Origin of the sequence: Desulfosporosinus youngiae DSM 17734 (genome assembly GCF_000244895.1) — a bacterium.
In the GTDB taxonomy this organism is placed as follows: Bacteria; Bacillota; Desulfitobacteriia; order Desulfitobacteriales; family Desulfitobacteriaceae; genus Desulfosporosinus; species Desulfosporosinus youngiae.
Window position 1 is genome coordinate 2,102,405 of sequence record NZ_CM001441.1, and the last position, 15,694, is coordinate 2,118,098.

Genomic DNA, 15,694 nt, shown 5'->3' on the forward strand with positions numbered 1-15,694 from the left:
TGCCAATATTGGCGCTATTGTGGAAGCGCCGTCCTTTTACGGTTATCTATCCGGTTACGATAATCTTAAGCTCATGGCTAATTTGCTGCCGCTGAAGACCAAGTATGAGGATACGAAGGAATTTAAAGCGATTGACCGGTTGATGCGAGAGAATCACGGGGTGCACATAAAATAAGCAGCCGGGTTAGGGCTGCTGTAATTATTATATTCTATTGGTTTGAATTCCCAAGTGTTCTTTTAAAGCCTCCTGAAGAATAGCTGAGAAATTCACGTTTTGAGCTTCCGCCTCTTCATTAAGCCAGGAGGGAATCGATAATGTTTTTTTTACAGCCTTTGAACTCTTATGCCGGCGATAGGCTGTCATATCGATGTCAATCATTGTCGTAAATTGTCCGTCATCTAAAGGAATATCCTTTGCCCTCGATGGAGTTGGGATGACCTCCTTTTCGTCTATAAGATAATCTAACCATGTTGCTAAAGCATCACGCGCCATATAAATAGCGTTTGCAAGATCGTTGCCCTGGCTATTGGTACCAGGTAAATCAGGGAATCGTATGGCATATCCATTTTCGACGGGTGTAAATATCGCAGGGAAAACATAGATCATGATTTTGCCTCCTTTATTATTATTTTCTTAGCTATTTATGATTATGAATCCTTTGAGTGGGGTCTATTTCAGCCCCGCATCTTTTAGGATTTGCTTTGCTGTCACTTCGTTGATTTCTCGATGACTTGGACTTGAACGGCTCTCATATTAGGGGCTTTGTAGATGGTGTGATCTCCGTGGTCTCTTATTTTACTGAAGCCGTTTGATTCAAGTTTTTTAACCAAGTCCCGTCGTTTCCTTTGTATCACCTACCTTCTGATATAATCATGTTACGTATTTTACGTAATGTCAATAAAAATTATACGTAATTTATGTATTTGATAAGAAAGGTTGCATAGCCGATTGGGGGGGCATTTTTATTTTGGTTTATGTCGGTGAATGTAAATGCTTCTTTAGGAACGGTTTGTATGTGATTATGAATGTTTCGTACAGAAATGAGAAATGCCCCCCGGCATAGGGAGACTACACGTGGTGGTCGCGTGGGGGAAGGGGCTATATCTTTCCACCAGAAACAGGAATAATAAGATCAATTGCCAAAACAATGGCTTAGCCCTGCCGGAAAGCTTAGTTTGAAAGAACCCGGAAATATGATCGCATTTAAAAAAGGTCATAACAAAATAAGCCTGCTAAATAGCGGCTTTCAAAAAAATTTGTTTGTAAGGTTTTAAGTTGTATTAGGCATATCGGGTATTTGGTAGCCTAAAGTTTGCAGGTAGCGAATAGCCATTTCCTCAGTGATCTGCGATGCATAAGTTTGTTTTGGTTTGGAGTCGATTTTGTATAGTTCAAAATTAAACGTCTCACCCTTATCTAGCATATGGTAGATACATTTTAGCAGTGTATGTGCAATAGCAATAATGGCCTTTTTGTGACCTCGACGTTTCTTAATCTGGTCATATCGGTTTTTGAAATACGGACACTTTTTACTCTTAATTGCAGCATTTGCACATTGAACTAGTAATGGCTTGATATATACACCAGCTCGTGAAATACGAACAGATTTCTTCTTGCCAGCACTTTCATTGTTTTGAGGAGTAACTCCAGCCCATGAGCATAGATGCTTGGAGGAATTAAAAACTGCCATATCGCTACCGATCTCACCGATTATAGCGATGGCAGTAAAAACATCCTTGATACTTGGCAATGATAAAATTATCTCTATTTGTGGCAAATAGGGCTGAGCTAAGCCTAAAACAACCCGTTCGATATCAGTTATATGTTTCTCGATGTTCTCAAGATGATGCAGACAAACACGCATTTTATCTGCTTGAGGCTTAGTTAAATTCCCATTGATTGATTTTGTAATTGTTTCTGCTTTATCTTGCATTCTTCCGTGTAACATTGATGAAACCTCGAAATCCATATCATCCGGATTATCAAGTATGTGATTAATGATTCTCATCGAGCTTACGCCAAAAGTATCAGAAACAACACTAGAAATCATAATATTTGAAACAGTTAGAGAGTTTTGGATGCGGTTTTTCTCGCTTGACTTAACATTGATGAGCTTAAACCGATACCGCATTAAATCACGAATTTGACGAATTGGTAAGGGTGGTATAAAGCTACTGGGAACTAAACCGTGCTTATGTAAATCGCAAAGCCAAATAGAATCTTTCTTATCGGTTTTCTTGCCTCGAATACCTTTAACATACTTTGGATTAGCAACGACAACATCACAGTAATCTTCCAAAATGTTAAAAACAGGGTGCCAGTACTTGCCTGTAGACTCCATACAGACATGAACGCAAGAGTGAGCTTTCAACCAATCCAAAAGTTGAAGCAAACTCTGGGTAAAGGTTGAAAATTGCCTCGTTTGGTAATCCGTAACCCCCGATTTGTTAGTAGTACCAACCGTTGCAACAACAAACTTCTTGTGGACATCAATTCCACAGCAAATAGGAAAAACAATTTTGAGCATAAACACATCCCCGCATAAGTTTATAGTGGATAAAGCAGACATTGACTGTTTGCTACATAATAAACGGGAATTGTTTATACAAGGATTAGTTTACGTGCTCTATGGCACACTTATTTGTACTTGAAAATAGCAAACGGCACATCTTAAAATGCGGGCAGGGTGCTAAACCCTGGACCACTCACCTCCCCGTGCTCTGTAGTGTATCTGCTTATCCAATTGGATTATATCCACTAGGAGACACTTTCATAAATTTTTGTGCCTTGAGCACAGCGAAAGGAATGGAACTTAAAATGAGAATAGCAGATAATAAAATTGACGTGACCCGGTTTTAATGTTAACATCAATACATACCGAATGGTCGGTTTGAAAAAGGAGATAAATTCATGAATGACACAAGAGAACATATTTTGAAAGTTGCCTTCAACCTTTTTTTAGTCAAGAGCTATAAGGAAGTAACCATGGCTGAGCTGGTAGAAAAAACAGGAATGTCAAAAGGCGCTTTTTATCATTATTTTAGAAGCAAAGAGCAGTTATTTCTGGAAGCAATTAAAAACTGTATGTCTTCCATAACACCTGATTTTAGTATATTGGACAAGAATTCTCTATATGAGTTTTATCACCAGTATGCAGTTTATCAAAATAGAGTACTCAATTCACTTCAATTAGATGGAGATGATCTGGACCGTGGTTTAACGGTGAACTATTACTCACTTGTTTTTGATGCCTTGAAGATTTTTCCAAGCTTCCGGGAAAAATTGCTCGAACACGAACAAGATGAACTGAAAGCATGGAAAGGGGTTATCTCTACAGCTAGAAAAAACGGAGAGATCCGGTCATTCATGAACGATGAACAAATTGCTAAGGTATTTATATATACAAATGATGGAATTGCACTCCGTATTAGTTTAATAAAAGACCGCAGTGAGGATGTCAGTGATACCTTGTTAGAGTTATGGGATAGTTTTTATAGGGGACTAAAAGGGTAAATTTTTTTCTATTAGACATACCGAACGGTCGGTTTATATAACGATTGGAATTTATTTAACTTATTGTACAAATGTGAATAAGGGGGCAAGTAATATGAAGAATTGTGTATCGCGGCTGATATAGGCATCATTAGGATAGGTACGCCGCTGCGACTCCGATAGAACATTTTTAAAAGACTGCATAGGCACTTATGGTAATGTGGGTGAACGAAACGACCTTGGAGGATATTCGCTCTCAGATAAAAATAGGTGACCTATTACGGAAGTACAAATGAAGTATATGAGGGGGCTTTATCGTGTTAGAAAAAAACGGTTTAGCTATTAGGGACTTTAAAATTACGAAAAAGAAAGTTCTGACGATTGTTATGGTACTTGTTTTGGCTGGTACAGGAGTTAGAAGTTTCATGGGAAAGACGGAAAATACCATTGCCGAAACTACTCCAAATAAAGTTTATGTCAAAGCCACTGTGGCCGGGAATGTTAATGAGCAAGCCGTCATTTCGTATAAGGCATCATTAGAAGCCTCTGAAGAGGGTATTGTAAGTGGCAAGGTCAGTGGTAAGGTAGTTCAAGTGATGTTTGAAAATGGTCAATATGTAACCCAAGGAGACCCGCTAATCAAATTAGATGATCAGGAAATCAGAAACAACATAGCTTCTTCTCAAGCTCAGCTGAACGCTTCAGAAAGTCAATTAGTGTCTGCACAAACCGGGTTGCAGAAAATGCAACTGACCGTGGAAAATGCAGTCCGTACCTATGATAGAACAAAAGAACTTTTTGACGGGGGAGCCATTTCCAAGGTTGAACTGGAAAGCGCGGAAACAACGTTAAGTAACGCTAAAATTGATCTGGAAACGGCAAAAGCCAATATTGAAACAGCAAAAGCTAATCTTGCTACAGCACAGGTAGATTTGAATAATCTTACTGATTCACTGGCGAATACGACAATCACTGCTCCTATTACAGGTATTTTAGATGAGAAAAGCGTGAGTTTGGGACAATATGCCAACATGGGAGTTGTTCTGGCAAAAGTTAAAGCTATATCGCCAATCTATGCTGTGATAGAAGTAGACCAAAACCATATAAGTTCTTTGCAAGTAGGACAGAGTGCCAAGGTGACCGTGGGCAGTAACGCCGTTAAAGACTATGACGGCATAATTAAAAGTCTTGAAGCCTCTGCAGATGCTGCTTCAAGAGTTTTTAAATGTAACGTTGAGGTGGCTAATCCTGATCAAGCACTGAAACCGGGTATTTATGCTAAGGTGGATATTGTAAGTGACCAGACATCAGAAGTGATTGCAGTGCCAACGGATGCTTTGAGTGGAAATCCGGGAAATTATACAGTGTTTGTGATTGATCAGGGGGTTGCCCGTAACCGTATTGTCAGTATCGGGAAAATTTCAAAAGGCTTAGTGGAGATTAAAGACGGCGTAAAAAATGGTGACAGTGTCATTATTACTAATGTGAATACACTGCAGGATGGCGATGCGGTTTCAGTTGTAACGGAATAGGAGGACACGATTATGTTTTTAACAGATATCAGCCTGAAACGGCCTGTATTTGCCACGGTAATAGTTATCGCTTTGCTTGCCCTGGGTGCTTTAAGTTATATAGGTCTGCCCATCAACGAAAATCCTGAGGTCGATGTTCCTATGATAACCGTTACCATTTCCCTGCCTGGAACTGCAGCAGAACAGCTGGAATCAAAAGTGACAAAAAAAGTTGAGGAAGCTGTCGGACAAATTTCAGGAGTGAAACACATTTCCTCCACTATTACGGAATCGTTCTCCCAGACAATGATTCAGTTTAGTTTTGATACACAAGTCAATGTGGCTGCGCAAGAAGTTAAAGATAAAATAAGCAGTATACGGGATGCTTTACCACAGGACATTAATGAACCCATTGTTCAAAAGTTTGACTTAGCTGCCGTACCCATTATATCTTTCGTGGTCACTGGCCCTCTTTCCAACAAGGACTTATCTCAAGTGGTCGAAGATCAGATCACCAAAAAACTAAATACGGTTAAAGGTGTTGGATCGGTTACCACCTATGGTGCGCAAATCAGGGAGATACATATCAAACTCGATAAAGAAAAAATGGCGGCTCTGAATGTGACAACTGCGGAAATCACCCAGAGCCTGCAAAGTGACAACATAGACAGAGCCAGTGGAAACGTTTCCAACGGTAATAAAGAAGTTTCCCTCAGAACGAATGGTACGGTCAAAGAAGTTAATGATTTCTTGAATATTTTAGTCGCCAATCGTAACGGTACTGAACTTAGAATCAAAGATATTGCCCAAGTGGAAGATACTGTTAAGGAGCGGGACAGTTTATCCTATTATAAAGGTGAAGAATCGATTGGTATTGATATTGTCAAACAATCCGGTGAAAATACCACCCAAGTCGTGGATGCTCTTAAAGTGAAACTTGCAGAGATTCAAGCGTCACTGCCTAAAGATGTAAAACTGGATATTGTCGATGACAATTCGCTGGTCATACGAGAGTCCGTGAGTGAAGTTCAGAAAACGTTGCTGGAAGGTTGTATTCTGGCGGTTCTCGTGGTTTTCGTCTTCCTGCGGAATGGGGCAAGCACGGCTATCAGTGCAATTTCACTGCCCACCTCGATTATCACGACCTTTGCCGCTATGAAACTGATGAACTTTTCACTCAACAGCGTGTCACTAATGGGCCTTTCCTTAGCGGTTGGATTGCTCATTGATGATGCAATAGTTGTCGTTGAGAACATTGTACGTCACATCAATATGGGAAAATATCCAATGCAAGCAGCGAAAGACGGTGCGAGCGAGATTGGACTGGCGGTGACGGCTACAACCTTTACCATAGTTGCTGTCTTTTTTCCTATTACCATGGTTGAGGGATCGATCGGGGTCTACTTCGCGGAATTTGGTCTAACGGTCGCTTTCAGCGTCTTGATTTCGTTATTTATATCCTTTACCTTAGTGCCGTTGATGGCGTCTAAATATATAAAAAGTGAAAATGATGATAAAAATAAAAAACACGGTCCCCTGGGTAAATTTTTAATATGGTTCAATCACTTGTTTGTTAAACTTGCCGGAGTCTATACAACCCTTCTCAGTGTAGCACTGAAGCATAGGATTAAAACCATAGCTATTGCAACTGCAATGTTCTTCGGCAGTTTGCTCCTTCTTAACTTCATTAATCCTAGTTTTCTAGAATCCTCAGACAACGGAAAGATCACAATAGCAGCGGCAACAGATGGAGGGACAACACTGACGAGCGCTGCAGAAACAACTAAAAAAATGGAAAGTATTCTTAATAAATATCCTGAGGTAGTGCACCTGTACTCGACGGTTACACCCAGCAACATCAACATTAGCGTACAGCTTATCGATAAGAATGCCAGAAAAGAGACCTTAAGTGAAACTGCCCATAAAATGCGGGAGAGTTTAAAGCAGATTCCGGGGATTACCCTTTCTATGGCGACTGGTTCAACTCTGGGTGGAGAAGCGAAGGACGCTGAGTACCATTTTACCGGCGATGACTTTGAGCAACTTTTAAACTACTCGCAACAAGCGGTGAGCACCATAAAGAGAATTCCTGGGGCAGTTGATGTAAGCATGAGCTATAAGACTGGCAAAGCAGAAGCAACCCTTGAAGTGGATCGTGATCGGGCGGCTGATCTCGGTGTGAGTCCACTGGTCGTAGCCAATACGTTGGAGACCCTCTTTAATGGTTCTCTTGTAACCCAATATGAAACAGAAAAAGATCGCTATGATGTTAAACTATTGCTCCAAAATGATCAAAGAAAGGACTTTGACAGCTTAAAAGGGATTTATGTGCCTGGTTCAAATAACAGTATGGTTCCTCTTGATCAGGTCACAAAGCAGGTTTTTGCCACGGGCTCTACGACCATCAATAGGTATGATAAGGCCAGAGAAATTCAAGTGACGGCCAATGTCTTTGGAGTTGCAGCGGGTGACTTTAACACTCAAATTAAAGCAGCGTTGGAAAATGAAACAAAAATGCCTGCTGGAGTCAGTCTGGTTAGCGGAGGAGAACAGGAAGCGATGGAGGAAGCTATCCCTGGCTTAATGAAAGCACTATTTTTAGGAATTCTGTTCATATACTTGATCCTTGCCGCCCTGTTTGAAAGTTTTATTGATCCCTTGGCGATTGTCTTCGCTTTGCCCTTCGGTATTATTGGAGCCCTGTTAGCCCTGTTTCTGACCGGCAGCAGTTTAAGTATGATGACATTTATTGGCATTATCATGTTAATGGGACTGGTCACTAAAAATGCGATTTTGCTGGTTGACTATGCTAAGCAAAAGCTAGGCGACGGAGAAGAACTAAGCGCCGCATTACTTCTGGCGGCATCTACACGACTTAGGCCTATTATTATGACGACTTTAGCGATGATTTTCGGTATGCTTCCTACAGCACTCTCCACAGGATTAGGATCTGAAGGACGCTCACCCATGGCTTATGCCATTATTGGTGGGTTAATTACATCAACTTTTTTAACACTCATAGTTGTACCTGTAATTTATACGTTGTTGGATGATGCTAAAGGCTTTTTTCGCAAGAAAGAGTTTACGGGTCTGTTTCACTAGCGATTAGTTTTTCAACACTTGATGCAATTTGTAAAACCCTGTCATCTTGTTTTATGGGCAAAACCAATGTGACAGAAAGAGCACCGAACGGTTCGGTGCTCTTAGTAATAATGTCAAACATAAAATGCTCCTGCAAAAAATTCTCAGAAGGAATCATCTAATATTTCAGGATAAGTCAGGACCATTCGGACGACCTTATTTTCCGGTTTAATATCCGTCAGGGATTGCCCTTCCTTCAGGTCGAATTGAAAATACAAAGCTGCTGCACCTTCGACCTTAAACATTCCATAAATTTTGCCTGTGGATGCTCACAGGCTCGATGTATCTCCCATTTTTAGCACTCCTTTTCTCCATACTGAATTTATACCGCTAAACAAGTATCACAAGATGTTTGTTGAGAAATGGTATTTGATTCTCTATCAGCTTAAGGATCAGACGGTGTATGTTGACTATATCGTGGATTGCAGGTAGCATTATGAATGGCTGGTAAAGTAAAATTATTTATACTAACATGCAGACAAACAGGAATTTAAACAAGGGAGTTTTTATGAATAACAAGGAAATAACAAGCAAAGAAAGCCTAATTGCTGTTCTAAATTTATTAGAAGATTTAAACATAAAATACTGGGTTGATGGAGGATGGGGTGTTGATATCCTGACTGGAAAACAAAACAGGGAGCACAGGGATATTGACATTGATTTCGATAGTGATTTTGAGGAAGTTCTATTAGATGCACTAAAAGATAAGGGATATAAAATCACGACTGATTGGAGTCCTTCTCGTATTGAACTACACCACCCTGAGTTAGGCTATTTAGATATACATCCCTTGATAATCAACGAAGACGGAAGTGCTAAGCAGGCTGATCCATACGGTGGCTGGTATCAGTTTGAAGCAAAATGGTTCTCCAGGGCATTATTTGAGGGTAGGGTTATACCTTGTATTTCCGCAGAAGCTCAAAAGTTATTTCACAGCGGATATGAACTGAGGGAAGTTGACCATATTGATATTAAAAATCTTGAATCTATTAATACAGCTTTAGATGAAGGAGATCGCAGTTGAGAATAGGTTTGAATAACAAAGAAATACCTAAAGAAGCGATTGGAGCATTAGAAATCATCGAGGAACTGCTTGATAGTGACAGTGTATTAGTGGGGGTATATTTATACGGTTCTGCTGTAACGGAAGGTTTACGCATTAATAGCGATGTAGATATTTTGGTGGTAATGAATCATAGTTTATCGGAAAGAACTCGCAGAGAGCTTACCGATAGGCTGATGCTTATATCCGGGAAAATCGGCAACACAAATGCTATGAGACCACTTGAAGTTGTAGTTATTAATCAAAAAGAGGTTGTTCCTTGGCATTTCCCCCCCAGATATGAATTCATGTATGGCGAGTGGCTAAGAGAGCAGTTTGAAAAGGGAGAAATTCCTCAACCAACGTATGATCCGGATTTAGCAATTCTTCTGGCTCAAGTAAGAAAACATAGCGTTAATCTTTTCGGACCCAAAGCAACGGAAGTACTTGAGCCTGTACCAATAAGAGATATTCGAAGAGCTATTAAAGAATCTTTACCTGGGTTGATAGCGGATATTAAAGGTGACGAACGCAATGTGATTTTAACGTTAGCCAGAATGCTGCTGACAGCCTCTACCGGTGAAATTCGCTCAAAAGATCGGGCGGCAGAATGGGTAATACCTCAATTGCCTCCTGAGCAGGCAGCTTTACTCAACTTAGCCGGCAAAGCCTATCGAGGAGAGTATCTTGATAAGTGGGAAGGGCTGGAGTCCGAGGTGGCTTCACTGGTTAATGATCTGAAAAAGTCAATAGAGTCTTGTCTTAATATCTGAGAACATTTCAATTTCAAATCCGCTCGGGGGTTCCGGGGGGAGCAGGGCTTGGCCTGGCCATCTGTCAAGCGCAGCTCATTCTTCCGATGATTTTATCAAGCGCCTGATCGCTTTGCCCGGAGATACGGTGGAAATCCGCGATCATAAGACCTATATTAACAGGCAGGTTATTGATGAGCCTTATGTGGCGGAACCTCAGATTAAAACTATGGAACCGGTGGTGGTTCCGGAAGGGAACGTCTTTGTAATGGGCGATAATCGCAATTACAGCAACGACTCCCGGGAATATGAAGCAATTCCAGCCTCGCAACGTTAAATCCACCTGATTCAGCCAGGTGTGTTGTTTAATTAATCAGAATAGAGTCGGGATTAATATTTATGAATAGACGTGATTTAACGCTTGCCTTATTGGTTGTAACAGTCAATAAGGGTGGTAAGGAGGTAATGGTGTGTGAGTGATTTCATTGACAGACTGAAACGTGGTAAAAAGGCCATCCAACAGGCAATGGATAAAAGAGGGGAGTTTCGGGCAGGGGGAAAGCAAATTGTCTGTCCACATTGCAGCAATGTTTTATTCGAAAAAGGTGAAGCCCAACTGAATACACAGGGGGCTACTTTTTTAGGTTTAGATTGGCTGAATAAATCAGCTTCTCTTTTAGTATGTACAAATTGCGGTCTTATCCAGTGGTTTATCATCCAACTGGAGAAAATTCAGAAAAGCCAAGATTAAATGTTAGTCTGAACAAGACTTGCTGCTGTTGGCCTATACGGAAATTGAACAAAAGCAGTCAAGCTAAAAAAACTTGGGTTGTTGCATATAAGTTAAGAGGGGGGATTGGATGAGGAAAACGATGGCCTATCTAGGCTATGGATTAGGTCTGATGCTGCTTGTGTATTATGGCTTGGATTATCAGGAAGCACTGCATATTGAAGCAGGCAGAAACTATGACCCGTTTCCATTAATGCAGTTTAGTTATGTTTATTCCCTGGTGATTGGTATGTATATTGCTTTGCCTGGATTTATAAGGAGAATGACCCTGAAAGGAACGTTATCTGTTAACTGGTTAAAGATCTTGATTCTCGGAATACCGATGTTGTTAATCAGTGCTTCAGGTATCCTGTTTTATTATTCCGTTTCATCGCAGCTTAATTCATTAATCAGATGGGTATATCTCAAGTATAATATGACGGGAACCATTTTAATTGGAGTAGCTTGCGGATACACCTTACTAAACTCGATTGTCAAAAAAGAGAGCGAACAGGACATTGTCCCGGTTGTTAAGTCTCGCATTGCCAAAATCGCTGTCCTGCTTATCTTAGGATCTTCTTTACTTTATGTTGCTTTGAGCGGATTCCTTCATCCTATGAAGCTTGTGGATGTTCAAGCGGAAATTGTAACAAATGATGACCAAACCGGATATTTAGCCAACGATGGAAAGGATAAAGTTTACTTTATACGCACAGAGATTAATTACCGGTTGAAGTTCGAGAATATGCCGGTCCGATCTATCAGGCAACTGGGTGAGGAGCTCCAGATAAAGGTTGAACCTCAAGAAGAATTACGCAGCTTATTTTCAGAGGATATTTTTAAGCAACCGGATGGCCATGGGCTTTCCGGCAGCGGTAAGGAGAAGGAAATAACCCTTACCTACACAATCGGATCCATTGACCCGGAAGGCAATAATGTTGATATACCTCCGCCCTCCCCGGAGGTTTTGGAAGAGATCCAGGATCGTTTATATAATGCTGAATTAGTCGTAGAGCTTAGTGATACGGATACAAAAAGATAAAATTTATTGGATTATAAAGGGAATTAGCTCTTAAACTAAGCAATGGTTTCTATGATTGGAGATTAAAGAGGTAAGCATAGCTGTTTGTTTTTCCCGCGTTTTTGTCCCTGGCATCAACTGTTATTATCGGTGCTCGCCGATTTCATCGTGGCCATGATGTGCGGACACTTGATTGATTTTTGCTTGTATAGTAGAATATTAGAAATTACTTAATTATTGATACATTATTTCCATATAAAATCACGGAGGTAGGATATTTTTGGACATGCCCCCTGGAAACAGTTACATAAGCATATGCGCAGTAAAAACGAGGAGATAAGTATGGAAAAAAAAGCAAAACAGATCGCAGAGCTTTTGAAAGTATTAGCTAATGAAAACCGTTTGCTGATTTTGTGTGTGTTGATGAAAGAGCCCCAAACTGTCGGCAAAATCGCTGAGAAAGTCCCTAATATTACACAGTCGGCATTATCACAGCACTTGGCGCTTTTGAAAGCCCATAGGATACTGGATTTTACTAAAAATGGTCAAAACATTACCTATTCCATCGCTGACCACAGGGTCGAGGAAATTATCCAAATACTGAAAAAACATTATTGTGATTTTAGGGAGGATAAAAACTATGCTGAATAAGCTTGAAAACCCGGAGCGGGTTACAGAATTAAATCCTAAGGAAACCCTAATCAAAATAGGGCTGTCAGGGCATGACGTGTTGTGTGACATAGGTGCCGGAACAGGTATATTTACTTATGCTGCTGCCGGAATTACGGCAGACACTATTTATGCCATTGAAATATCAGAGGCAATGCGTGAGATATTACACTTAAAAAACAATATCCCAAATGTCAGGATAGAAGATTCCGTTCAGAAAGTTCCAACAGACTCTTGTGATGTTGTGCTGCTATGCACAGTTTTGCATGAATTGGACAACATCCCTGCTATGATGCAGGAAATAAAACGCATTATGAAACATAACGGGGTATTGGCAATCATTGAATTTCATAAAGAAGTAACGCCTATGGGGCCGCCTGTGGAGCGCAGAATTTCTGAAAGGGAGACAGTTGAAACCTTAAGTATCAATGAATTTGTAAAAATTAAGGGGCATAAATTAGGCGGAAATTTTTATTGTTTGGTTTTTAAACAGGCAAAGGTGTATTAGTATGCAATTTATTCTGTTATTTTTAGAAGGTATTATTACCTTCATATCACCTTGTCTTTTGCCCATGCTGCCTATCTATGTATCGTATTTTGCAGCAGGTGAAGTCAATGGCAGAAAAACACTCACCAATGCAATTGGCTTCGTTTTAGGGTTTACCATCGTTTTTACGATAATGGGTGCTTTTGCAGGGAGTATGGGAAGACTGATACGTGATTACACAACCATTCTCAATATTGGCACAGGCCTGATTGTCATTGTATTTGGCCTGAATTTTTTAGGGATTTTAAAAATAGGATTTCTAAACCGTATAAGCCCTAAAAATGCGGCTGTAAAAAATCTTGGTTTTTTTTCAGCCATGGTCTTAGGGCTGGTGTTTTCGATTAGCTGGACACCCTGTGTAGGTGCGTTTCTGGGTTCTGCTTTGTTAATGGCGTCGCTGGAAGGATCATCGCTGCAAGGAATTTTTATGCTGCTTACCTTTTCGTTAGGGCTGGGGATTCCCTTTGTCGCAAGTGCGCTCTTAATTGACCAGCTAAAAGGTGCCTTCGATTTTATTAAGAGGAATTACCGGATCATCAATTTCCTGTCCGGCGGATTGCTCATTGTCGTCGGTCTGCTGATGGCAACGGGATATATGGGTTATTTCCTGTCACTTTTAACGTTTTAGGGGGCATATTTATGAATAAGAAAACAAAAACAAGCATCTGGACAGCAGCCTTCGTTTTGTTTATCGTCACGGCTGTTTTGGGCTACAACCTGCTTAGCCAAAAGGTAGCGCCCCAAGACAATATTGACCTGACTCAGAACAAGGGTCAGGCGCCCCAAGACAGTCAAGAGCAGGAAAGAGAAAAAATAAAAGCACCTGATTTTACGGTTTTGGATGCAGAGGGCAATGCGGTGAAACTGTCAGAGCTCTTCGGTAAACCGATTGTTCTGAACTTTTGGGCCAGCTGGTGTCCTCCCTGTAAAGGTGAAATGCCCGATTTTAATAAGGTCTATGAGGAAGTTGGCCGGGATATCACCTTTATGATGGTCGATCTTGTGGACGGGCAGCGTGAAACCAAGGAAAAAGGTGCCCAGTATGTCAAGGGCCAGGGTTTTACCTTTCCTGTTTATTTTGATACCGAACAAGATGCAGCCCGCAAATACGGGATTGGGTCTATACCGACAACCATCTTTATTGACAAGGACGGCTATATTGTGACAGGGGCAGAAAGGGCTATTGATGAAAAAACCTTACAAAAAGGCATTGATTTAATAAAATGAATTTTTTAAATCAGCGGCGGATGGCGCAGATTGCTTTGTCAGATTAATAACGGGGACGGCAACTGATGTTCGATCGGTTGCAGAAACTGAAAATTGATGAATTACAGGCAGGTTTAGTGCTAAACATACTGCAAGGACTGAAATTAGCAAGGAGGACTCATAAAATTGGACGGCCAAGTAAGAAGTAATATTCAGGCTGGAATTACAGTGGATATTGTTTTAAAAGCAGACCAAAGAACCGGAAAAAGGACGCGTGGTATTGTCAAAGATATCATGACCAACTCCCAGAAACATCCCCGAGGAATTAAAGTAAGACTTGAGGATGGGCAAATCGGCAGAGTTCAGGAAATTATCAGGACCATTTAAAAGCATGAAAGCATCTGCCGAATGAAGTCAGGGGCGGAAAGGGGACGGGGCATTGCTGAAAGCCAAACTTCAGGCACCGGTTATGAATCAAAGGATCATCAGCCGGGAAAAACTGCAAAACAAATTCCGGCGCGCCCGGGAATGTCATCTGACCCTGGTCACTGCACTTATCAATGAGACCGAGTGAATTCAATCTCTTTAAGTTACTGTATCTGTTTATACATCTTAAATCCTTTCATTCTAACAGCTCCTGACCTCTTTGCTAGCCCCTATTCTAACAAAGTCCGATCGCTGTATTTGATTTAAGTTGTATGGTTTAGTTTACCATTCACAGGGATACCCCTAAAAAGAATTGAGTGGGAATAAACTATAAAATAGATATGAAGGTTTTACGCTGATTTAATATGGATTTACGAGTTAATAGGAAGGTTAATTTTGCTTAAAATTAATTGGTTACCCACCAAACTACCCGCCAGAAAATCGGTGGGGCGTGAAAGCAAATACTCCTGTCAAATTCTGATGGGGGTATTTTTATTAGAGTTAGTGTGATGACGATAGTATTAATGTTTCATATATCAAAAAGAATTTAGGCTTTGATATAATAGATTATATTCGTTATAAAAGATGAAGGATTATACCTTTGTTAAACAAGCCAAAGAATATCTGCGGCAAAATAACAAATGAACAAGGCGGCAAGAAATATTGACCATTGTCTTAAATCAGTATTATGCACTCACGAGCTAGAAAAGAAACCTATATCTGGTTTAGTAATCAAGAGACAATGAAACATTTTCTGGAAGGTATGAAAGGAAATTAATATGAGTGAATCAATGCGGCGGATTAATCAATTTAGAGATGAGCGCAACTGGCGGCAATTTCATAATGAAAAAGATCTGGCCATTTCCATCTCTTTAGAAGCAAATGAATTATTGGAATTATTTCAATGGAAAACACCAGAGGAAGCCAAGGAAAATCCCGAGCGACTCAAAGAAGAACTGGCAGATGTGCTGATTTATTCTTATATGATGGCCGATAACCTAGGATTTGATATTGATGAAATCATCACTGAAAAACTGATTAAAAATACCCGAAAGTATCCAATTCCCAAAAGCTTTGGTCAAAAAAAGAAATATAATGAATTGGATGAGGATTAAGC

At 40.4% G+C, this 15,694-nt stretch carries 19 protein-coding genes and 1 pseudogene; 16 read left to right on the top strand and 4 right to left on the bottom strand.

Annotated elements, in window-relative coordinates:
- Positions 1–202: 202 nt before the first annotated feature.
- The 3 genes from DESYODRAFT_RS09865 to DESYODRAFT_RS09870 form a co-directional block, all read right to left on the bottom strand.
- Entirely contained in the window at positions 203–607 is a 405-nt protein-coding gene (locus DESYODRAFT_RS09865) for a type II toxin-antitoxin system HicB family antitoxin (RefSeq protein ID WP_007782487.1), read from the bottom strand.
- Positions 608–708: 101 nt separating this feature from the next.
- A complete protein-coding gene (locus DESYODRAFT_RS29765; protein WP_345788212.1) occupies positions 709–855 on the bottom strand; it encodes a type II toxin-antitoxin system HicA family toxin in 147 nt (48 codons plus the stop codon).
- Positions 856–1,271: 416 nt separating this feature from the next.
- On the bottom strand, positions 1,272–2,528 hold the full coding sequence (locus DESYODRAFT_RS09870) for an IS110 family RNA-guided transposase (RefSeq protein WP_007782496.1): 1,257 nt from the start codon (positions 2,526–2,528) through the stop codon (positions 1,272–1,274).
- A gap of 383 nt (positions 2,529–2,911) precedes the next feature.
- Here DESYODRAFT_RS09870 and DESYODRAFT_RS09875 point away from each other — a divergent pair, with 383 nt between their 5' ends.
- From DESYODRAFT_RS09875 to DESYODRAFT_RS09885, 3 genes are all read left to right on the top strand, one after another.
- The gene (locus tag DESYODRAFT_RS09875) at positions 2,912–3,514 is read left to right on the top strand and encodes a TetR/AcrR family transcriptional regulator (protein ID WP_007782498.1); all 603 of its coding nucleotides are present in this window, start codon (positions 2,912–2,914) and stop codon (positions 3,512–3,514) included.
- Between the two features lie 296 nt (positions 3,515–3,810).
- Positions 3,811–5,025: an efflux RND transporter periplasmic adaptor subunit gene (locus DESYODRAFT_RS09880; RefSeq protein ID WP_007782501.1), complete on the top strand. Its 1,215-nt coding sequence runs from the start codon at positions 3,811–3,813 to the stop codon at positions 5,023–5,025.
- Between the two features lie 12 nt (positions 5,026–5,037).
- A complete protein-coding gene (locus DESYODRAFT_RS09885; RefSeq protein WP_007782503.1) occupies positions 5,038–8,106 on the top strand; it encodes an efflux RND transporter permease subunit in 3,069 nt (1,022 codons plus the stop codon).
- A 143-nt stretch (positions 8,107–8,249) separates the two neighbouring features.
- On the opposite strand, the gene DESYODRAFT_RS28685 is transcribed toward DESYODRAFT_RS09885, so the two are convergent.
- Positions 8,250–8,390, bottom strand: a complete 141-nt coding sequence (locus tag DESYODRAFT_RS28685; protein ID WP_169315917.1) for a hypothetical protein — start codon at positions 8,388–8,390, stop codon at positions 8,250–8,252.
- 58 nt (positions 8,391–8,448) lie between these two features.
- Between DESYODRAFT_RS28685 and DESYODRAFT_RS29130 the strand changes: the two are divergent.
- The 13 genes and pseudogenes from DESYODRAFT_RS29130 to DESYODRAFT_RS09940 form a co-directional block, all read left to right on the top strand.
- Positions 8,449–8,577 (top strand): annotated as a pseudogene (locus tag DESYODRAFT_RS29130) (type II toxin-antitoxin system RelE/ParE family toxin); the annotation flags it as partial.
- A 76-nt stretch (positions 8,578–8,653) separates the two neighbouring features.
- A complete protein-coding gene (locus tag DESYODRAFT_RS09890) occupies positions 8,654–9,169 on the top strand; it encodes a nucleotidyltransferase domain-containing protein (protein WP_007782506.1) in 516 nt (171 codons plus the stop codon).
- Complete coding sequence (gene ant(9), locus DESYODRAFT_RS09895) at positions 9,166–9,960, top strand: aminoglycoside nucleotidyltransferase ANT(9) (protein WP_007782509.1); 795 nt, start codon at positions 9,166–9,168, stop codon at positions 9,958–9,960. Before DESYODRAFT_RS09890 ends, ant(9) begins: the two co-directional genes overlap by 4 nt.
- A gap of 61 nt (positions 9,961–10,021) precedes the next feature.
- Entirely contained in the window at positions 10,022–10,276 is a 255-nt protein-coding gene (gene lepB, locus DESYODRAFT_RS09900; RefSeq protein WP_282433064.1) for a signal peptidase I, read from the top strand.
- 135 nt (positions 10,277–10,411) lie between these two features.
- Positions 10,412–10,690 (top strand): hypothetical protein, encoded by a 279-nt coding sequence (locus DESYODRAFT_RS09905; RefSeq protein WP_007782511.1) that lies wholly within the window; start codon positions 10,412–10,414, stop codon positions 10,688–10,690.
- 109 nt (positions 10,691–10,799) lie between these two features.
- Positions 10,800–11,750, top strand: a complete 951-nt coding sequence (locus DESYODRAFT_RS09910) for a hypothetical protein (RefSeq protein ID WP_007782513.1) — start codon at positions 10,800–10,802, stop codon at positions 11,748–11,750.
- Between the two features lie 321 nt (positions 11,751–12,071).
- Complete coding sequence (locus DESYODRAFT_RS09915) at positions 12,072–12,380, top strand: ArsR/SmtB family transcription factor (protein WP_007782515.1); 309 nt, start codon at positions 12,072–12,074, stop codon at positions 12,378–12,380.
- Positions 12,370–12,906: a class I SAM-dependent methyltransferase gene (locus DESYODRAFT_RS09920; RefSeq protein WP_042338415.1), complete on the top strand. Its 537-nt coding sequence runs from the start codon at positions 12,370–12,372 to the stop codon at positions 12,904–12,906. The genes DESYODRAFT_RS09915 and DESYODRAFT_RS09920 overlap by 11 nt, the downstream gene beginning before the upstream one ends.
- 1 nt (position 12,907) lies before the next feature.
- Positions 12,908–13,573, top strand: a complete 666-nt coding sequence (locus DESYODRAFT_RS09925; protein WP_007782519.1) for a cytochrome c biogenesis CcdA family protein — start codon at positions 12,908–12,910, stop codon at positions 13,571–13,573.
- 11 nt (positions 13,574–13,584) lie between these two features.
- Positions 13,585–14,172 carry a TlpA family protein disulfide reductase gene (locus DESYODRAFT_RS09930; protein WP_007782521.1) on the top strand — a complete coding sequence of 196 codons (588 nt, stop codon included), beginning with the start codon at positions 13,585–13,587 and terminating at the stop codon, positions 14,170–14,172.
- Positions 14,173–14,337: 165 nt separating this feature from the next.
- The gene (locus DESYODRAFT_RS09935) at positions 14,338–14,538 is read left to right on the top strand and encodes a YwbE family protein (protein ID WP_007782522.1); all 201 of its coding nucleotides are present in this window, start codon (positions 14,338–14,340) and stop codon (positions 14,536–14,538) included.
- A gap of 52 nt (positions 14,539–14,590) precedes the next feature.
- Positions 14,591–14,725: a hypothetical protein gene (locus DESYODRAFT_RS29520; RefSeq protein WP_282433051.1), complete on the top strand. Its 135-nt coding sequence runs from the start codon at positions 14,591–14,593 to the stop codon at positions 14,723–14,725.
- Positions 14,726–15,356: 631 nt separating this feature from the next.
- Positions 15,357–15,692 (top strand): nucleotide pyrophosphohydrolase, encoded by a 336-nt coding sequence (locus DESYODRAFT_RS09940; protein ID WP_007782524.1) that lies wholly within the window; start codon positions 15,357–15,359, stop codon positions 15,690–15,692.
- The last annotated feature ends 2 nt before the right edge of the window (positions 15,693–15,694 follow it).

What these genes read in the sequence shown, in the direction of transcription:
- DESYODRAFT_RS09865 (WP_007782487.1), bottom strand. Translation starts at nt 607, where the DNA reads ATGATCTATGTTTTCCCTGCGATATTTACACCCGTCGAAAATGGATAT.
- DESYODRAFT_RS09870 (WP_007782496.1), bottom strand. Translation starts at nt 2,528, where the DNA reads ATGCTCAAAATTGTTTTTCCTATTTGCTGTGGAATTGATGTCCACAAG.
- DESYODRAFT_RS09875 (WP_007782498.1), top strand. Translation starts at nt 2,912, where the DNA reads ATGAATGACACAAGAGAACATATTTTGAAAGTTGCCTTCAACCTTTTT.
- DESYODRAFT_RS09885 (WP_007782503.1), top strand. Translation starts at nt 5,038, where the DNA reads ATGTTTTTAACAGATATCAGCCTGAAACGGCCTGTATTTGCCACGGTA.
- DESYODRAFT_RS28685 (WP_169315917.1), bottom strand. Translation starts at nt 8,390, where the DNA reads ATGTTTAAGGTCGAAGGTGCAGCAGCTTTGTATTTTCAATTCGACCTG.
- DESYODRAFT_RS09890 (WP_007782506.1), top strand. Translation starts at nt 8,654, where the DNA reads ATGAATAACAAGGAAATAACAAGCAAAGAAAGCCTAATTGCTGTTCTA.
- DESYODRAFT_RS09910 (WP_007782513.1), top strand. Translation starts at nt 10,800, where the DNA reads ATGAGGAAAACGATGGCCTATCTAGGCTATGGATTAGGTCTGATGCTG.
- DESYODRAFT_RS09915 (WP_007782515.1), top strand. Translation starts at nt 12,072, where the DNA reads ATGGAAAAAAAAGCAAAACAGATCGCAGAGCTTTTGAAAGTATTAGCT.
- DESYODRAFT_RS09920 (WP_042338415.1), top strand. Translation starts at nt 12,370, where the DNA reads ATGCTGAATAAGCTTGAAAACCCGGAGCGGGTTACAGAATTAAATCCT.
- DESYODRAFT_RS09925 (WP_007782519.1), top strand. Translation starts at nt 12,908, where the DNA reads ATGCAATTTATTCTGTTATTTTTAGAAGGTATTATTACCTTCATATCA.
- DESYODRAFT_RS09930 (WP_007782521.1), top strand. Translation starts at nt 13,585, where the DNA reads ATGAATAAGAAAACAAAAACAAGCATCTGGACAGCAGCCTTCGTTTTG.
- DESYODRAFT_RS09940 (WP_007782524.1), top strand. Translation starts at nt 15,357, where the DNA reads ATGAGTGAATCAATGCGGCGGATTAATCAATTTAGAGATGAGCGCAAC.